Source organism: Jejuibacter sp. L23 (genome assembly GCF_050815825.1).
In the GTDB taxonomy this organism is placed as follows: Bacteria; Pseudomonadota; Gammaproteobacteria; order Enterobacterales; family Enterobacteriaceae; genus Jejubacter; species Jejubacter calystegiae.
The window spans coordinates 23,781-40,380 of the sequence record NZ_CP138199.1 but is presented as its reverse complement, the minus strand read 5'-3'; the positions used below and the strand labels follow the sequence as shown (position 1 = coordinate 40,380).

12 protein-coding genes are annotated in these 16,600 nt (G+C 53.5%); 7 read left to right on the top strand and 5 right to left on the bottom strand.

Annotation, left to right across the window (positions count from 1 at the left end; translation table 11 throughout):
* Nucleotides 1-11 precede the first annotated feature (11 nt).
* Nucleotides 12-521, bottom strand: a complete 510-nt coding sequence (locus SCU88_RS00170; RefSeq protein WP_138095097.1) for an SH3 domain-containing protein — start codon at nt 519-521, stop codon at nt 12-14.
* A 719-nt stretch (nt 522-1,240) separates the two neighbouring features.
* Here SCU88_RS00170 and SCU88_RS00165 point away from each other — a divergent pair.
* Nucleotides 1,241-1,858, top strand: a complete 618-nt coding sequence (locus tag SCU88_RS00165) for a TRIC cation channel family protein (RefSeq protein ID WP_175341316.1) — start codon at nt 1,241-1,243, stop codon at nt 1,856-1,858.
* On the opposite strand, the gene ligB is transcribed toward SCU88_RS00165, so the two are convergent.
* On the bottom strand, nt 1,785-3,542 hold the full coding sequence (gene ligB / locus SCU88_RS00160; protein ID WP_175341317.1) for an NAD-dependent DNA ligase LigB: 1,758 nt from the start codon (nt 3,540-3,542) through the stop codon (nt 1,785-1,787). The two genes, SCU88_RS00165 and ligB, sit on opposite strands and share 74 nt — an antisense overlap.
* A 258-nt stretch (nt 3,543-3,800) precedes the next feature.
* On the opposite strand from ligB, the gene gmk reads away from it, so the two are divergent.
* The 5 genes from gmk to recG are packed head-to-tail and all read left to right on the top strand — an operon-like array spanning nt 3,801 to nt 9,662.
* Complete coding sequence (gene gmk, locus SCU88_RS00155) at nt 3,801-4,424, top strand: guanylate kinase (protein WP_138095094.1); 624 nt, start codon at nt 3,801-3,803, stop codon at nt 4,422-4,424.
* Nucleotides 4,425-4,478: 54 nt separating this feature from the next.
* Nucleotides 4,479-4,754, top strand: a complete 276-nt coding sequence (gene rpoZ, locus SCU88_RS00150; protein WP_000135057.1) for a DNA-directed RNA polymerase subunit omega — start codon at nt 4,479-4,481, stop codon at nt 4,752-4,754.
* Between the two features lie 19 nt (nt 4,755-4,773).
* Nucleotides 4,774-6,885 (top strand): bifunctional GTP diphosphokinase/guanosine-3',5'-bis pyrophosphate 3'-pyrophosphohydrolase, encoded by a 2,112-nt coding sequence (gene spoT / locus SCU88_RS00145; protein ID WP_138095093.1) that lies wholly within the window; start codon nt 4,774-4,776, stop codon nt 6,883-6,885.
* A gap of 2 nt (nt 6,886-6,887) precedes the next feature.
* Nucleotides 6,888-7,577, top strand: coding sequence for a tRNA (guanosine(18)-2'-O)-methyltransferase TrmH (trmH, locus tag SCU88_RS00140; RefSeq protein ID WP_175341318.1), 690 nt, complete (start codon nt 6,888-6,890; stop codon nt 7,575-7,577).
* Between the two features lie 3 nt (nt 7,578-7,580).
* Nucleotides 7,581-9,662, top strand: coding sequence for an ATP-dependent DNA helicase RecG (gene recG / locus SCU88_RS00135; protein ID WP_175341319.1), 2,082 nt, complete (start codon nt 7,581-7,583; stop codon nt 9,660-9,662).
* 22 nt (nt 9,663-9,684) lie between these two features.
* Here the strand turns inward: recG and SCU88_RS00130 are convergent, their stop codons facing one another.
* From SCU88_RS00130 to gltS, 3 genes are all read right to left on the bottom strand, one after another.
* Nucleotides 9,685-10,311: a helix-turn-helix domain-containing protein gene (locus tag SCU88_RS00130; RefSeq protein ID WP_175341320.1), complete on the bottom strand. Its 627-nt coding sequence runs from the start codon at nt 10,309-10,311 to the stop codon at nt 9,685-9,687.
* 97 nt (nt 10,312-10,408) lie between these two features.
* Complete coding sequence (locus tag SCU88_RS00125) at nt 10,409-13,183, bottom strand: autotransporter outer membrane beta-barrel domain-containing protein (RefSeq protein ID WP_175341321.1); 2,775 nt, start codon at nt 13,181-13,183, stop codon at nt 10,409-10,411.
* Between the two features lie 570 nt (nt 13,184-13,753).
* Nucleotides 13,754-14,956, bottom strand: a complete 1,203-nt coding sequence (gene gltS / locus SCU88_RS00120) for a sodium/glutamate symporter (protein WP_138095090.1) — start codon at nt 14,954-14,956, stop codon at nt 13,754-13,756.
* 225 nt (nt 14,957-15,181) lie between these two features.
* On the opposite strand from gltS, the gene SCU88_RS00115 reads away from it, so the two are divergent.
* A complete protein-coding gene (locus SCU88_RS00115) occupies nt 15,182-16,588 on the top strand; it encodes a nucleobase:cation symporter-2 family protein (RefSeq protein ID WP_138095089.1) in 1,407 nt (468 codons plus the stop codon).
* Nucleotides 16,589-16,600 lie beyond the last annotated feature (12 nt).

The following is a 16,600-nucleotide window of genomic DNA, read 5'->3' as shown; positions in this document are numbered from 1 at the left end:
ACAGAACAGGGTTAGTCGATAATCCAGGTACCGCTATCCGCATTGCGGCAAGCGGTGCTGCTGCTGCCTACGTCGACGCAGTTATTTTGCTTCACCGGTTTCGGTGCGGCACGACGCGCCGGGCGCGGACGTCGGATGGTTTGCTCATAGCGTTCGCTGGGCACCACCGAGCGCAGGGGCACATAGCCAATCATTTCGCCTCTACCGCGCTCGGCAACGGCCATCCAGAAGTTCTCTGCCTGGCCCAGGATGTTATAGGTGGCGCCGCTTTGTAGACGGCGGATCTCCGTACCGCCAAAGCCCGGCGTGCTCATAACTGCAGCACCATACAGCGCCCGGTACTCTTTATTAATGGGTTTAAATTCCCTGGGTGGCACAACCGCATGGCGGTGAGTCAGCGTTGTGCCGTTCACTTCCGACGAGACAATCGTATCGTCTGTGATGGAGGGCGCTGGCGCTGGCGCCTGACAACCCGATATTGCTGTAACAACCAAACAAGTTAGGATGATTCTCATCTTCATTATTTTTTCCACTACAGGTTACATTTTTATTTGATTATCAAAGGGAAATAACATGTTGTTATTTTCGTGACAGGCACTGAAAGGCATATTTTCAGACAGATGAGTGGGTTCTCCACTCCCTGACATTTGTAGGGTTAAGGCATAGCTACCGCAGGGGTTTTACACCGCAAAACCCTATGGTTATTTTATTGTTAAAAAGTTTTTTCAAGATTTTACATGACAGAGAATACAATTCAATCCCATTGATACATGCCCAACAATCGGAAAAATTCAGCTAAACAGTCTGATTATTTAAGTAACCTTACGTTTTAAAAAAGAAAAACCCCCAAACACATATCCATACAAAAATAGAGGATTCAGTTAAATCCTATAAGAAATAACTTTTTTGCACTGGGTAATAATTAGAATATGAACTTTGTTGACTATTATTTGCGCAGAAAAAAATCGAAAAATTAGTGAAGCGCACCTTTAGTCACGCCATTAACGACGGAACCTGGTACAGCCTGGCAGGAAGTGATAACAGGTCATTCATGCAATAAAAAGACAGGAAATACTTATGATAAAAAACAGGAAGAAAAGCATAAAAATTGAATAAAAACATAAAAATAGTGCAGTTACATCATTAAAAAAACTTATCAATAAAGCCTTCTACAAAAAATCTCAATCGAGGATTTCACCGTAACTCGTTACCCTGCGCCGCAACAGTGACGGAGAACGCAATGCTGCTACACATTCTTTACCTTATTGGAATAACCGCGGAAGCCATGACGGGCGCGTTGGCTGCAGGCCGCCGCCGCATGGATACCTTCGGGGTCATTATTATTGCCACAGCCACCGCCCTGGGCGGCGGCTCGGTACGCGATCTCCTGCTGGGCCATTACCCTCTTGGCTGGGTAAAGCATCCGGAATATGTGGTTATTGTGGCAATAGCCGCAGTTGTGACCACCATTCTGGCCCCGGTGATGCCGCACCTGCGACGCCTGTTTCTGGTGCTCGATGCCCTGGGCCTGGTGGTGTTTTCCATTATCGGCGCTCAAATCGCGCTGGATATGGGGGAAGGGCCCGTTATCGCCGCCATCGCCGCAGTCATTACCGGCGTTTTTGGCGGCGTACTGCGCGACATGTTCTGTAAACGCATTCCTCTGGTATTCCAGAAAGAGCTGTACGCCGGTATCTCCTTCGCTTCCGCCGTACTTTATATTGCTCTGCAACATCTGGTCACCAGTCAGGATACGGTTGTGATCGCCACCCTGCTGTTCGGCTTTACCGCCCGCCTGCTGGCACTGCGCTTTCGGTTGGGGTTGCCGGTGTTTCACTATAATCATTCGCCCCATTAACGGCCTTGCTCATATCGGCAAAGGCCTCAACCCCCTGACGAGTAAGCCAGTCCACTATCATCATCACATCCGGGTGATGGATAAAATCCATCAGCGCTCTGGCACGTACCGCCCCTACCCCGGGCAGGCGACGCCACTCCAGTTCATTCCAGCTCATGAGCTGTGGCCAGCGGACCTCCGCCAGCGAAAGCGAGGCCTGTTCAGGCAAAGGAAGTCCCAGCGCCTTTATCCAGCGCGGCAAAGGCATACGGCGGGTTAAATTAAAGCGATGCCAGAGCGCCGCGGCACGCTGTGGCGAAAACCCTGGCGTCAGACGCAGCGCCTCTGGCGAGAGCGTCAGCCAGCTAAACGGATGTTCGAAGCGGTGCGCCTGAAGCAGTTGCCGCCAGCCTGACGGCCCCAGTCCGGGTACATCCAGAGCCTGACGCTGGCTCAGCCAGATCAGGCGCGCCAGGAACTGCTCCCGGCAGACCGCAGTATCCCGAAAGCAGTCGAGGGTCCCTCGCTCATCCGGCAATGGGGAAGCATCAGACTGACGTATCGCACGCCAGACCACCTCATCCAGCCGAGGAATGCCCAACCCCGCCAGACTCAGGCTAATCAGATCCCCTGGGCCGACATCTAACTGTCGCCAGCGCTTCACGGAACCGATATTGACCCTGGTGACGCGCTTATCGCCCAGCATCACCGGCTCCAGCGCTAGAACCACCGCCACTCTGCCGGTGCGGCCAGTCTGGAACAGCACTTTTTTAACCGATGCGACCTGAAGCTGAGGCGGATATTTCCATGCCGCGATCCAGCTCCCCTGCCCCGGGCGCCAGGCAGCAGATGGCGGCACCCGTTCACTGCGAATCACGATACCATCGGTCACAAAGGGCAGCGGCTGATTGAGCCAGCGGTCACGTAACCTGACCACCTGAGTGGCATCGCTGACCGGCTCAGACCAGTCACGCGTCAGGGTAAAGCCTGCGCCAGCCAGTATCTCTAACTGCTCCTGCATCCGGGCCGGTCCATCCGGCCAGGCCCAGATAAAGAGTCCTAACCGCCGGTAGATATCGGGCTGCGGTTTTTTCCGCATCATGGCGCCCGCGACTGTCGCACGCGCATTCATCCCGCCATCGCGCCCCTGGATATGCCCGTCACGCTTCAGAAATATCTCTCCCTGCAGCACGCTGTCCGTCAGGGGGGCTGGCACATGCTGAGGAATGGCGGGAATGAGTCTGGCTTTCTCCGTCCAGTCCTCGCCCTGCAGTCCATCGCCCCGGCTGATCGCCCGTTCAAACCGCCCGCCACGATACACCAGAGTCACGGCGACGCCGTCCACTTTCGGCTGAACCCAAAGAGCCCCTTTGTCGCGCATCCACGCCGTCAACGCCATTACATCACGCAGTTTCGCCACCCCCGTATGGGCAACGGGGTGCTCGCGATTCCCCCGCCCCGGCAAACGGCGTTCATCCCGCGGCGGTTCCCCCGCACAGCGGCGCCAACGCGCCAGGCGTTCGCTAAGACGATCGTACAATGCGTCGCTTATCTGGCTTTCGCCCTGCTGATGATAAGCACGATCCCATAACGCGATTTTCTGCGCCAGCCGCCCGGTTTCCTGCTGTAACTGACCGGCAGACCAGGCCGGACATTCCGCCAGCGCCGTGAAGCTCACCAACCATAACAACACACATTTCCACATCCTTCCCTCCCCCTCCGTGGTGTTTCGGGCCAACACTAGCGCTGACCGATAACCGCGCCCAGCGCCAGGGTTTGATTATTCGGGAAAGATTCCAGGCTTATTTCGCTGTTGCATAACGCCAGCATAAAAACAGGAAAACGGTTCGCAATGGTGAACAAAACGCCAGGAAAGATGTGACAAAAGCTACGTCAGGCCGCGGCGACGTGTATAATAGGCGGGTATAAACACTCCATTTATACATATCTAAGTAAAGAATTCATGGTTCAGGGCACGCTCTATATTGTTTCCGCGCCCAGCGGTGCGGGTAAATCCAGCCTGATTCAGGCTCTGTTGAAAACGCAACCGCTGTACGATACTCAGGTTTCCGTCTCACACACTACGCGCGCGGCTCGCCCCGGCGAGGTGCACGGCGAGCATTACTTCTTCACAGACAGAGAAGAGTTTCAGCAAATGATCGCCCGGGATGCTTTCCTGGAGCACGCGGAAGTGTTCGGCAATTATTACGGCACCTCGCGCGAGACTATCGAGCAGGTGCTGGCTACCGGAGTGGATATCTTTCTGGATATCGACTGGCAGGGAGCCCAGCAGATTCGCAACAGGATGCCGCAGGCGCGCAGCATCTTTATTTTGCCTCCCTCGAAAGAGGAGCTGGATCGCCGCCTGCGTGGCCGCGGGCAGGATAGCGAAGAGGTCATCTCCCGCCGTATGGCGCTGGCGGTAGCGGAAATGAGCCACTACGCCGAATATGATTACCTGATCGTCAACGACGATTTCGATACCGCGCTGAACGATCTGAAGACCATTATTCGCGCAGAGCGTCTGCGCATGGGTCGTCAGAAACAGCGACATGACGCTTTAATCACCAAACTATTGGCAGACTGAGCCTGGTTTTCGTATCATGCCCAGTCATTTCTTCACCTGTGGAGCATTTTAAATATGGCACGCGTAACTGTTCAGGACGCTGTAGAGAAAATTGGTAACCGTTTTGACCTGGTACTGGTCGCCGCGCGTCGCGCTCGTCAGATGCAGGTAGGCGGCAAAGATCCGCTGGTACCGGAAGAAAACGATAAAACGACCGTTATCGCACTGCGCGAAATCGAAGAAGGTCTGATCAATAATCAGATCCTTGATGTGCGCGAGCGCCAGGAGCAGCAGGAGCAGGAAGCCGCTGAAATCCAGGCCGTCACCGCTATTGCCGAAGGCCGTCGTTAATTCACATAGCGGGTAACCCTTGTATCTGTTCGAAAGCCTGAATCAGCTGATTCAAAACTATCTGCCTGCAGACCAGATTAAGCGTCTGCAACAGGCTTATTTAGTTGCGCGTGATGCTCACGAGGGCCAGACACGTTCAAGCGGCGAACCCTATATCACTCACCCGGTAGCGGTGGCCTGCATTCTGGCCGAGATGAAACTCGACTATGAAACGCTCATGGCCGCCCTGCTGCATGATGTGATTGAAGATACCCCCGCCACCTACCAGGATATGGAACAGCTGTTCGGCAAAAGCGTTGCCGAACTGGTGGAAGGGGTTTCTAAGCTGGATAAGCTTAAATTCCGCGACAAAAAAGAGGCCCAGGCGGAAAACTTCCGCAAAATGATTATGGCGATGGTGCAAGACATCCGCGTCATTCTGATTAAACTGGCCGACCGCACCCACAATATGCGGACCCTGGGCGCCCTGCGTCCGGATAAACGGCGCCGCATCGCCCGGGAAACACTGGAGATCTACAGCCCTCTGGCCCACCGTCTTGGTATTCATAACCTGAAGACCGAGCTGGAAGAGCTGGGATTTGAAGCCCTTTATCCCAACCGCTATCGCGTCATTAAAGAAGTCGTTAAAGCAGCGCGCGGGAACCGTAAAGAGATGATTCAAAAAATCCTCTCGGAAATTGAAGGGCGGCTCCAGGAAGCGGGAATTCCCTGTCGCGTTAGCGGTCGTGAGAAGCATCTGTATTCGATCTACTGCAAAATGGTGCTGAAAGAGCAGCGTTTTCACTCGATCATGGATATTTATGCCTTCCGCGTGATCGTGAAAGATGTCGATACCTGTTACCGGGTTCTGGGGCAGATGCATAGCCTGTATAAGCCACGCCCTGGCCGGGTAAAGGACTATATCGCCATTCCCAAGGCCAACGGCTATCAGTCGCTGCACACTTCGATGATCGGGCCACACGGCGTGCCGGTGGAAGTGCAGATCCGTACCGAAGATATGGATCAGATGGCCGAGATGGGGGTTGCCGCCCACTGGGCCTATAAAGAGCAGGGCGAAAGCAGCACCACCGCGCAGATCCGCGCCCAGCGCTGGATGCAAAGCCTGCTGGAACTTCAGCAGAGCGCCGGTAGCTCATTTGAATTTATCGAGAGCGTAAAATCCGATCTGTTCCCGGATGAGATTTACGTTTTCACACCCGAAGGACGCATCGTCGAACTGCCTACCGGCGCCACGCCGGTGGATTTTGCCTACGCGGTACATACCGATATCGGCCATGCCTGCGTCGGCGCCCGCGTCGACAGACAGCCCTACCCGCTTTCCCAGCCGCTGGCCAGCGGCCAGACCGTCGAAATTATCACCGCGCCTGGCGCCCGCCCCAATGCCGCATGGCTTAACTTTGTGGTGAGCTCGAAAGCCCGGGCGCGCATCCGTCAGATGCTGAAGAATCTCAAGCGTGATGACTCCGTCAGCCTGGGGCGTCGCCTGCTGAATCACGCGCTGGGCGGTAGCCGTAAACTGGCAGAAATCCCTCAGCAGGATATCCAGCGCGAGCTGGATCGCATGAAGCTCGGCTCTCTTGACGATCTGCTGGCGGAAATCGGTCTGGGTAACGCCATGAGCGTCGTCGTCGCCAAAAACCTTCTACAGGGCGAAACTTCTTCCGAGCAAGGTACGGCCACTAATCACCATCACCTGCCGATCAAAGGCGCCGATGGCGTGCTGATCACCTTCGCCAAGTGCTGTCGCCCCATTCCTGGCGATCCCATTGTGGCACACGTGAGTCCAGGTAAAGGGCTGGTTATCCATCATGAATCCTGCCGTAATATTCGCGGCTACCAGAAAGAGCCAGAGAAGTTTATGGCGGTCGAGTGGGATAAAGAGACCGAGCAGGAATTCATTACTGAAATTAAGGTGGATATGTTTAACCACCAGGGCGCACTGGCCAACCTGACGGCCTCGATTAACACGGCTGGTTCGAATATTCAGAGTCTGAATACGGAAGAAAAAGACGGTCGTGTCTACACCGCCTTTATCCGCCTGACGGCCCGCGACCGTATCCATCTGGCAAACATTATGCGTAAGATTCGCGTAATGCCGGATGTGATAAAAGTCACCCGCAACAGAAACTAATCATGAACCTGCAGCGCCACGCCCGAATCCGCGAGATGCTGGCCCGTCGCCAGACCGACCTGACGGTGTGTATGGAGCAGGTACATAAACCCCATAACGTCTCTGCCATTATCCGTACCGCAGATGCCGTTGGTGTACATGAGGTCCATGCGATCTGGCCGGGCAATCGCATCCGCACCATGTATTCCTCCGCCGCGGGTAGCAACAGTTGGGTGCAGGTGAAGACCCATCCCACTATCGACGATGCGGTTGTGCATCTGAAACAGCAGGGCATGCAGATTCTGGCGACTCATCTTTCCGATAGCGCCGTCGATTTTCGTGAAATCGACTATACCCGCCCCACCTGTATTCTGATGGGGCAGGAGAAAACCGGCATCACTCAGGAAGCGCTGGACCTGGCCGATTGCGACATCATTATTCCGATGATCGGTATGGTGCAGTCACTGAATGTTTCCGTCGCATCGGCCCTGATTCTTTATGAAGCGCAGCGTCAGCGCCAGAATGCCGGCATGTACCAGCGGCACAACAGCATGCTGCCCGATGCCGATCAGCAGCGCCTGTTGTTCGAAGGAGGGTTCCCGGTGCTGGCGAAAGTGGCAAAGCGTAAAGGGTTACCCTACCCTCACATTACCGACAGCGGCGAAATTGATGCTGAGCCTGGCTGGTGGGCCGCTATGCAGGCGGCAGGGTGAGCCATGAAAGGCCGACTTCTTGACGCCGTTCCACTCCATTCGCTGACTGGCGTTGGCGCCAGCCAGAGTGAGAAGCTGGCGAAGATTGGCTTGTACAACGTCCAGGATTTGCTGCTGCATCTGCCGCTGCGCTATGAAGACCGCACCCGACTTTACCCCATTGGCGAACTTCTGCCCGGCGTCTATGCCTCGGTGGAAGGCGAAGTCCTGAATAGCAACATTACCTTTGGTCGACGCCGTATGCTGGTCTGCCAGATAAGCGACGGCAGCGGCATACTTACCCTGCGCTTCTTCAACTTTAACGCGGCCATGAAAAACAGTCTGGCCCCCGGCCGACGAGTACAGGCCTGGGGTGAGGCGAAGCGCGGGCAACACGGCGCCGAGATGATCCACCCGGAATATCGCATTCAGGGGGAACAGGGAACGCCCGAACTGCAGGAGACGCTCACACCGGTTTACCCCACCACCGAAGGAGTGCGCCAGGCCACGCTGCGCAAACTCACGGACCAGGCACTGGATTTGCTGGAAAGCTGCGCCATTGCCGAACTGCTGCCGCCAGAGCTGGCCTCTGGCATGATGAGTCTGCCGGATGCGCTACGTACGCTGCACCGGCCACCGCCATCGCTGCAGCTCAGCGATCTGGAAAGCGGTAAACATCCGGCCCAGCGCCGCCTGATTCTGGAAGAATTACTGGCCCATAACCTCAGCATGCTGGCGTTACGTGCTGGCGCCAGACGGTATCTGGCCCGCCCCCTGGAAGCGCAGGACAATCTGAAAAATGCCCTTCTGACCGCACTGCCTTTTAAACCCACCGGCGCCCAGCAGCGCGTGGTGGCGGATGTCGAGCGCGATATGGCCCTGGATTCCCCGATGATGCGCCTGGTCCAGGGCGACGTTGGCTCCGGTAAAACGCTGGTCGCCGCACTGGCAGCGTTGCGAGCTATCGCCAACGGTCAGCAGGTGGCAATGATGGCGCCAACTGAACTGCTGGCAGAACAGCATGCCAACAACTTCCGCGCCTGGTTTGAGCCCCTGGGCGTCGAGGTCGGCTGGCTGGCGGGTAAGCAGAAGGGGAAAGCGCGTCAGGCCCAGCAGGAGGCCATCGCCAGCGGCCAGGTCTCTATGGTGGTGGGCACCCACGCCATCTTTCAGGAGCAGGTGCAGTTCCATAGTCTGGCTCTGGTGATTATCGACGAACAGCATCGTTTTGGCGTACACCAGCGCCTGGCGCTGTGGGAAAAGGGCGAGCAGCAGGGTTTCCATCCCCACCAGTTGATTATGACCGCCACTCCCATTCCCCGAACCCTGGCCATGACCGCCTATGCCGATCTCGATACCTCTGTTATCGACGAGCTGCCGCCGGGTCGCACGCCGGTGACGACGGTGGCGATCCCCGATACCCGACGCGTCGATATTATCGAACGGGTACGCAATGCCTGCCTTCAGGAAGGTCGTCAGGCCTACTGGGTCTGTACCCTGATTGAAGAGTCCGATCTGCTGGAAGCCCAGGCCGCCGAAGCCACCTGGCAGGAGTTGAAAGTGGCACTACCCGAGCTGAATGTCGGACTTGTGCATGGTCGCATGAAGCCTCAGGAAAAGCAGGAGGTCATGCGGGCCTTTAAACAGGGCGAGCTACACCTGCTGGTAGCCACCACGGTAATTGAAGTGGGGGTGGACGTTCCCAACGCCAGTCTGATGATTATCGAAAACCCGGAACGGCTGGGTCTGGCCCAGCTCCATCAGCTACGCGGCCGCGTCGGGCGTGGCGCCGTGGCCTCACACTGTGTACTGCTCTATAAATCGCCGCTGTCAAAAACGGCTCAGAAGCGTCTGCAGGTACTGCGTGACAGTAACGACGGTTTTGTTATCGCCCAGAAGGATCTGGAGATTCGCGGCCCCGGCGAATTACTGGGTACCCGCCAGACTGGTAATGCGGAATTCAAAGTTGCGGACCTGCTGCGCGATCAGGCCATGATCCCAGAAGTGCAGCGCGTAGCCCGCCATATCCACGAACGCTGGCCGGAACAGGCTCAGGCGCTTATCGAACGCTGGATGCCGGAAACCGAACGCTACTCCAACGCCTGAGTGAAGAGGAGATAATACGCGTTCAATACTCCACAGGAAGATGACTAATACTCACCAACTTTCCCTGCTTCATATTGATGTAGTTTCCTTTTCTCAATGCCGCCAGCACATCGGCAATCACAGAGCGTGAAATACGTGTACGGCGCTGAATATAGGCCATAACGCCAATCTGTGAACGTAGTACTTCATCCCAGTTAGCCATATCCAGCAGCGTAGCCCGAATCTGACCGTAAGAGTTGCTACCAATCAATTGCCCGTCACGGATTTCTAACAGACGATTAATCCATGACAGCCAGCAAAACGCTTCGCGCCAGAGGTGGGAGTGTTGGATAATATTACGCGCCGTTTGCGCAGGAAGATAAAAACCGGTACAGGCTGATTGCGTTATCAGCGTATATTTCATACCGCTTTCCATCATCCCTTCATTCAGACCAAAGATAAAAGGAGCAGTGACAATTTCCAACAGCAAATCATCCTGCTGACGATGGATAGCAACACTTCCCTTCTGAAGAACCAGTGTGTAAAACTCTTCGTCATAACAGTCGTTGTAGATAACTCGCTGTTCTGACAATTCAAATACTACCCCACTAGCTAACAGGCACTGCTCAAGTCTGGTGAATTCAGGAATTGGTTTAGTCTCTCGATTCATGCAGACCTCATAGCTATAGGTATCTGTATCCGACTATGACATTCTCATTACTAATATGCGCGGAGAGTACCCCTCTCCGCGCCAACTTCTTCAGATATTACCAGGTATATTTCACACCCAGGTTTGCGCCCCAGTTCTGGTCAACGTCACCACCACCAAGGTAAGTAGCATCAGCATAAGCACTGAAGTTTTTGGTGAAGCTAAACTGAGTACCCAAACCAACGCGTACCGCAGAACCGTCTACATCATTCTTGATCTTATCGCCGTTAACTCTGGTGTTATTATCAGCATCATCATGAACATAAGCCAGCCTGGCGTACGGCGTGAATGCCTGGTCGCCACCATAATTAAAAGTGTAACCCGCATCAACACCCAATTCATAACGCAGGCTGTCATAAGACTGACTGCCAACACGCATGTTATTACTCACCTGGTAGTCATCGCCGGACTGGAACAGACCGGAAACAGCCGCATACGGAGTAACATAACCTGACGCGTTCGGTTTCCAGTCATAGCCCAACTTCAAACCAAAGCCCCAGGCATCAGAGGTGGTGTCGCCATCCACAGAATGCCCATTGCTCATCGTTGCGGAGAGATCGTTACTGAAGCGCGAGTAGTTCAAAGAACCATTAACGAACACATCATTGGCGAAGCGTGCAGAAGAGTAGACATATGCAGTCTGGCTGTCCTGATCGACCTTGCCAGTACGATTGCTTACGTCACCTTTAGCAAAGCCAGCGGCCGCACCAACTGTCCATTTCGCATAGTTGCCATCAACCAGGGTATCCAGACCGACCATGATGCCATGGACATCCTGATCGTACTGGATAGTGCCGTTATTGGCGTCAAAGTTACCGCCCAAATAGCTTACCCAGGCTCCGCCATTATCCATCAGCCCATGACGGCCGTTGGTCAAACGAGCATCGAGAGTATCCTGCTGCAGATTCCAGATATTGGTATTAGCAGATGGAATGCTCAGGGCCATATTGGCGTAGTCGGTCAGCCTTCCCTGGTGCAGAGCAACGGTATCACCTGTCTGACGAGCTTCGTAGCGATAAGCCCCCAAATCCGCCTGATTTGCCGCGGTGAATTTGACGTAATCGCCCTTGTTGTCGTTGTAAACACGGATGACTTCATTGTTTTTATAATCGGCAACTGAACCCGCACCGGTCGCATTATCAATGCGGACCTTATAGTTGCCAGTTGTAGTGCCGTTAACGGCCAGATGACCATTAGAATTAAGCGCAATAACGCCGTAATCATATTCAGCTTTGTGAATATCGTTCGTCGCATAACGCTCATTGTGCAGATCGGAGTTCAGAACATAATTGCGGCTTGCAACATTCAGTACACCACCATCGGTCAGAACCATCTTATGGGTATCAACCTGACCAAGACCCAGAGCCAGCTCCGCACGGTTATCCACCGTAATGGTATTGGCATACAGTTCCGCAGTCTCTTCGGTTAAGTGCGCACGACTATAGCTGTCCAGCTTAAGATGGTGTGTTGCCACCTCCCCCTCATCGCGGATACTCAGCGTAGAACCATTTGACAGAGTGATGCTGTCTGCCAGCAGGGATGAACTTTTCACATCAACCTTAGACTCACGATCAACCGTCAGGGTATCGATGTTGGAAGACTTACGCGTTTCCCACTCAGAGCCGTTATCCAACTTAACGTTAAAGAGGCCACTCTGATAAACTTCATTACCTGAGACATGGCCATTAGCATCAAAAATCGAATCAGGCCAGATGCTGTTCGGTTTCAGCTCCCGCCAGTCAACTCCGGTATAACCCCAACCATACATTTGCGAGGTGGAAATAGCCTCTACCCTAGACTGCGCCGCCCCCACCCATTTACTGCCATTGTTCAGAGTGACATCCAGTTTATCAGTATCGTCCCAGCCGTTTGTCGTCGGGTTGTAAACTCCGTCACTGGTGGTGTCAGTAGCAGGATCGCCATTTCGATAAAAATTGTTGTCGAAAGTACTGGTGAAAAGAATATCCCCGGTGATAGTGGCATGATCGAAGGTCGCCTTCGTCTGCATGGCGTTATCGGCATCGCTGGCCGCTGTCACAATAAGCGCTGCATCGTCCAGGGCACTCGCTCCGCTATGGGCATAGTCGCTCGGCTTAGCACTCTGACCATAGAAACCTTTAGTGCCAAGATCGCTATAGGCGCCAGAAGTCAGGACAGAATCCTTCACCACCAGTGTATTGGTGAAAATTTTATTATTATTAGCAATACCCTCTACGCTATCATAAGGCGTATTATCCAGTTGATGATAACCCTGCGTCAGAGTAATACCTGCAATATGAGAGTTGTTTTGGATAACAATATCGGATTCAACGTCCAGCGTAATCGCATTGCCCAGGTGGTAAGTATCCCAGTAAGCATCCGTCGTCGTTGAACCCGATGTGGTGGTATAAGCGTAATGCTCATAGATATCGTTGATAGTGGAGTTATCCACCGTTAATTCAAAACGCTTGTATTGCATATGGTTAGTGCCATCTGCATCAACGCCACTCGCACACTCAGTAGTCATACAATGGGAAGTAATCATCCCATTGATTGTACTATTGGAGATAGACAGCTTATGTGAATCTGCACCACCATTTTCAAGATAGTATGTTGAAATAACACCATTAACGGTAGAACCCTTTATAACCGGATAGATTCCATTTCCGTATGTTGTACCGGCATCTTTCCAGTTAGCATAACCATAATACCAGGGCGTCGCTGCAGTATCATCATAACCAAAGGTATTATAAGTTGAGCCGGAAACATCCTTTGCATTTGCCTGAGAAGCGATTGCCAAAGTACAAGCTAATGCTATTTGAGATATTACAGGCTTATTTTTCCACATGTGCATTGGGTCATCCCCTCCTCAGGGAAGTAAGCAAGTTGATCCATCAATTTTCCTTATTGCGCCTTAGATTATGCAGAGTAAAACTAAAATAGTTCAATAATTCCTTCATCAAAGTCCGAAAACGGACTTAAACAAAATCACAACCCAGGAGTAATAATTAAGATTTATCGACAAAAAACAGACACCCTTTAAGAAACACTCTCTCATTATTACCTTATAAATACCCTCGGCATTTTATTATTCACCATAAAAAAGGTATTTCTCCGCCATAACGACCTAATCAACAGCTTCACCATATAATAATATATGGAAAAACAAGAATACCTTTTAATCACCAGGAAAATTCAACATGAATAGATAAATTCAGTTATATGATTAATCTATTCCACTATCTGTAGCCATAGATTACAGAATAACGGGCTACGACATTATAACTGGCTCTTTTTCGGGTATTTATGCGTCGCATAAAAAAACACCCTGCCAGCGTACAGCTCACAGGGTGGGGGGAGATTCACCACCAGGTTGCGGACTTCGTTGCCCACAACCCGTTTCGAATAGCGATAATGCCCTTTGCTAGCCAAAAATCGGCAGCAGCAGATAGAGCTTAATCACCAGTGCGTTCACGATATCAATAAAGAAAGCACCGACCATCGGCACCACCAGGAAGGCCATATGGGACGGACCAAAACGCTCTGTAATGGCCTGCATATTGGCGATTGCCGTCGGGGTCGCCCCCAGGCCAAAGCCGCAGTGACCTGCCGCCAGAACCGCTGCATCGTAGTTCTTACCCATAAATCGCCAGGTCACAAAGATGGCGTACAGCGCCATAAACAGCGTCTGGGTCGCCAGAATCACCAGCATCGGCAGCGCCAACGACGCCAGTTCCCACAGCTTGAGGCTCATTAACGCCATCGCCAGGAATAGCGACAAACAGACGTTGCCCAGAACAGAGACCGCTCGATCGAAAACCTGATAGAACCCCAGGAATGCCAGGGTATTGCTGAGGATAACCCCAATAAACAGAACACAAACGAAGGTTGGCAACTCAAAGACCGTGCCCTGCAGCAGTTGCGCAACCACTTTACCCACGGTCAGACAGATTGCAATCAGCGCAATGGTTTCCACCAGCACCAGCGAAGTAATCATGCGGCCAATGGCCGGTTTTTCGAATGCGCTCGGCGTCTCGCTGTCGTCCGGCATGCCTTCCGGCGTGGAGGAGTGCTTCACCAGGAAGCGGGCCACCGGACCGCCGATCAACCCCCCCAGCACCAGGCCAAAGGTAGCGCAGGCCATAGCGACTTCGGTCGCATTTTCAAAACCATAGCGCTCAACAAACAGCTTACTCCATGCCGCACCGGTTCCGTGACCACCGGACAGGGTTATTGAACCCGCCAGCAGCCCCATCAGCGGATCCAACCCCAGCAGGCTGGCCATACCGATGCCAATAGCGTTCTGCATCAGCAACAGTCCCACCACCACAATCAGGAAGGTACCCAGTACCTTGCCGCCGGAACGCAGACTGGCCAGGTTAGCATTCAAGCCAATGGTCGCAAAGAAAGCCAACATTAACGGGTCTTTCAGACTCATATCAAAGTCGATTTCCCATCCGATGCTCAGTTTCAGCACCAGTAGCGCTAACGCCACCAGCAAACCGCCCGCAACCGGTTCAGGAATAGTGTATTTCTTTAAAACAGGAACGCCCTGGACCAGTTTACGTCCGAGCAACAGAACCAGCGTAGCGGCTACGAGGGTGGAGAGGGTGTCGAGGTGAAACATAGTGAGCTCCTTTATCGCACAACGTTTCGCTCAAACGCGAAACACTTCCCCTGTTTTTCTCTGTGTTTTAATAACAGGAACCGGATTCTAAACAAAAAGTGGTCAAAAGTTATATAAAAGTCCTGTTTTGCAGTTTTAAATATTTGCACTTCCGCAAAGCAATCGTTTGCTTTTACCCGTCACACTCCGATAAAATCACCGCTTTTCCACTATGGGATTGTTTTAATGTCCGCCAACGCCAAAGCCGCTAAACCGGAAAATGCGCCACCGGTAACCCGGACCAGCACCAGCGAATTAATCTATCGTCTGGAAGACCGACCGCCACTGCCCCAGACGCTGTTTGCTGCCCTGCAGCATTTGCTGGCGATGTTCGTCGCCGTCATTACCCCCGCTCTGCTAATCTGCCAGGCGCTGGGCCTGCCCGCTTCCGATACTCAGCACATTATCAGTATGTCGCTGTTTGCCTCCGGCGTTGCATCCATTATCCAGATCAAAGCATGGGGACCAGTTGGTTCCGGCCTGCTGTCGATTCAGGGAACCAGCTTTAACTTTGTGTCTCCGTTGATTATGGGCGGCCTGGCGCTGAAGAACGGCGGCGCCGATGTACCCAGCATGATGGCTGCGCTGTTCGGCACGCTGATGCTGGCCAGCTGTACCGAGATGATTATTTCCCGGGTACTTCACCTGGCGCGCCGCATTATTACGCCGCTGGTTTCCGGTGTGGTGGTGATGATAATCGGCCTGTCGCTGATTCAGGTAGGGCTGACCTCTATCGGCGGCGGCTATGCGGCGATGAACGATCACACCTTTGGCGCACCGAAAAACCTGCTGCTGGCTGGTGCGGTGCTGCTGACCATTATTCTGCTTAACCGTCAGCGTAACCCCTATCTGCGTATCTCGTCGCTGGTGATCGCCATGGCGATTGGCTACCTGATTGCCTGGGGAATGGATATGCTACCGGCAGATACCACACCGACCAACACCTCGCTGTTTATGGTGCCGACCCCGCTTTATTATGGCCTGGGCATCGACTGGAATCTGCTGTTGCCGCTGATGCTGGTCTTTATGATCACTTCGCTGGAAACCATCGGCGATATTACCGCCACTTCCGATGTGTCCGAACAGCCGGTCTCCGGCCCGGTCTATATGAAACGCCTGAAGGGAGGCGTGCTGGCGAACGGTCTAAACTCCTTCGTATCGGCCATCTTTAATACCTTCCCGAACTCCTGCTTTGGTCAGAATAATGGTGTTATTCAGCTGACCGGCGTCGCCAGCCGTTACGTGGGCTTTGTGGTGGCGCTGATGCTAATGGTACTGGGTCTGTTCCCGGCCGTTAGCGGTTTTGTGCAGCATATTCCGGAGCCGGTGCTGGGCGGGGCCACCATCGTGATGTTCGGGACCATTGCGGCCTCGGGCGTGCGTATCGTCTCTCGCGAGCCGCTGAACCGCCGCGCCATCATGATTATCGCCCTGTCTCTGGCCGTTGGCCTTGGCGTATCTCAACAGCCGCTGATTCTGCAGTTCGCCCCGGACTGGGTGAAAAATCTGCTCTCTTCCGGGATTGCCGCCGGGGGTATCACCGCCATTGTGCTGAACCTGATTTTCCCGCCGGAGCAGGAAAAACAGTCATAACGTTTCGGTTCT

Coding starts and splice junctions, on each gene's coding strand:
- rpoZ (WP_000135057.1), top strand. CDS start 4,479: ATGGCACGCGTAACTGTTCAGGACGCTGTAGAGAAAATTGGTAACCGT.
- gltS (WP_138095090.1), bottom strand. CDS start 14,956: ATGTTTCACCTCGACACCCTCTCCACCCTCGTAGCCGCTACGCTGGTT.
- SCU88_RS00130 (WP_175341320.1), bottom strand. CDS start 10,311: ATGAATCGAGAGACTAAACCAATTCCTGAATTCACCAGACTTGAGCAG.
- SCU88_RS00115 (WP_138095089.1), top strand. CDS start 15,182: ATGTCCGCCAACGCCAAAGCCGCTAAACCGGAAAATGCGCCACCGGTA.
- ligB (WP_175341317.1), bottom strand. CDS start 3,542: ATGTGGAAATGTGTGTTGTTATGGTTGGTGAGCTTCACGGCGCTGGCG.
- SCU88_RS00125 (WP_175341321.1), bottom strand. CDS start 13,183: ATGCACATGTGGAAAAATAAGCCTGTAATATCTCAAATAGCATTAGCT.
- SCU88_RS00165 (WP_175341316.1), top strand. CDS start 1,241: ATGCTGCTACACATTCTTTACCTTATTGGAATAACCGCGGAAGCCATG.
- SCU88_RS00170 (WP_138095097.1), bottom strand. CDS start 521: ATGAAGATGAGAATCATCCTAACTTGTTTGGTTGTTACAGCAATATCG.
- trmH (WP_175341318.1), top strand. CDS start 6,888: ATGAACCTGCAGCGCCACGCCCGAATCCGCGAGATGCTGGCCCGTCGC.
- recG (WP_175341319.1), top strand. CDS start 7,581: ATGAAAGGCCGACTTCTTGACGCCGTTCCACTCCATTCGCTGACTGGC.
- gmk (WP_138095094.1), top strand. CDS start 3,801: ATGGTTCAGGGCACGCTCTATATTGTTTCCGCGCCCAGCGGTGCGGGT.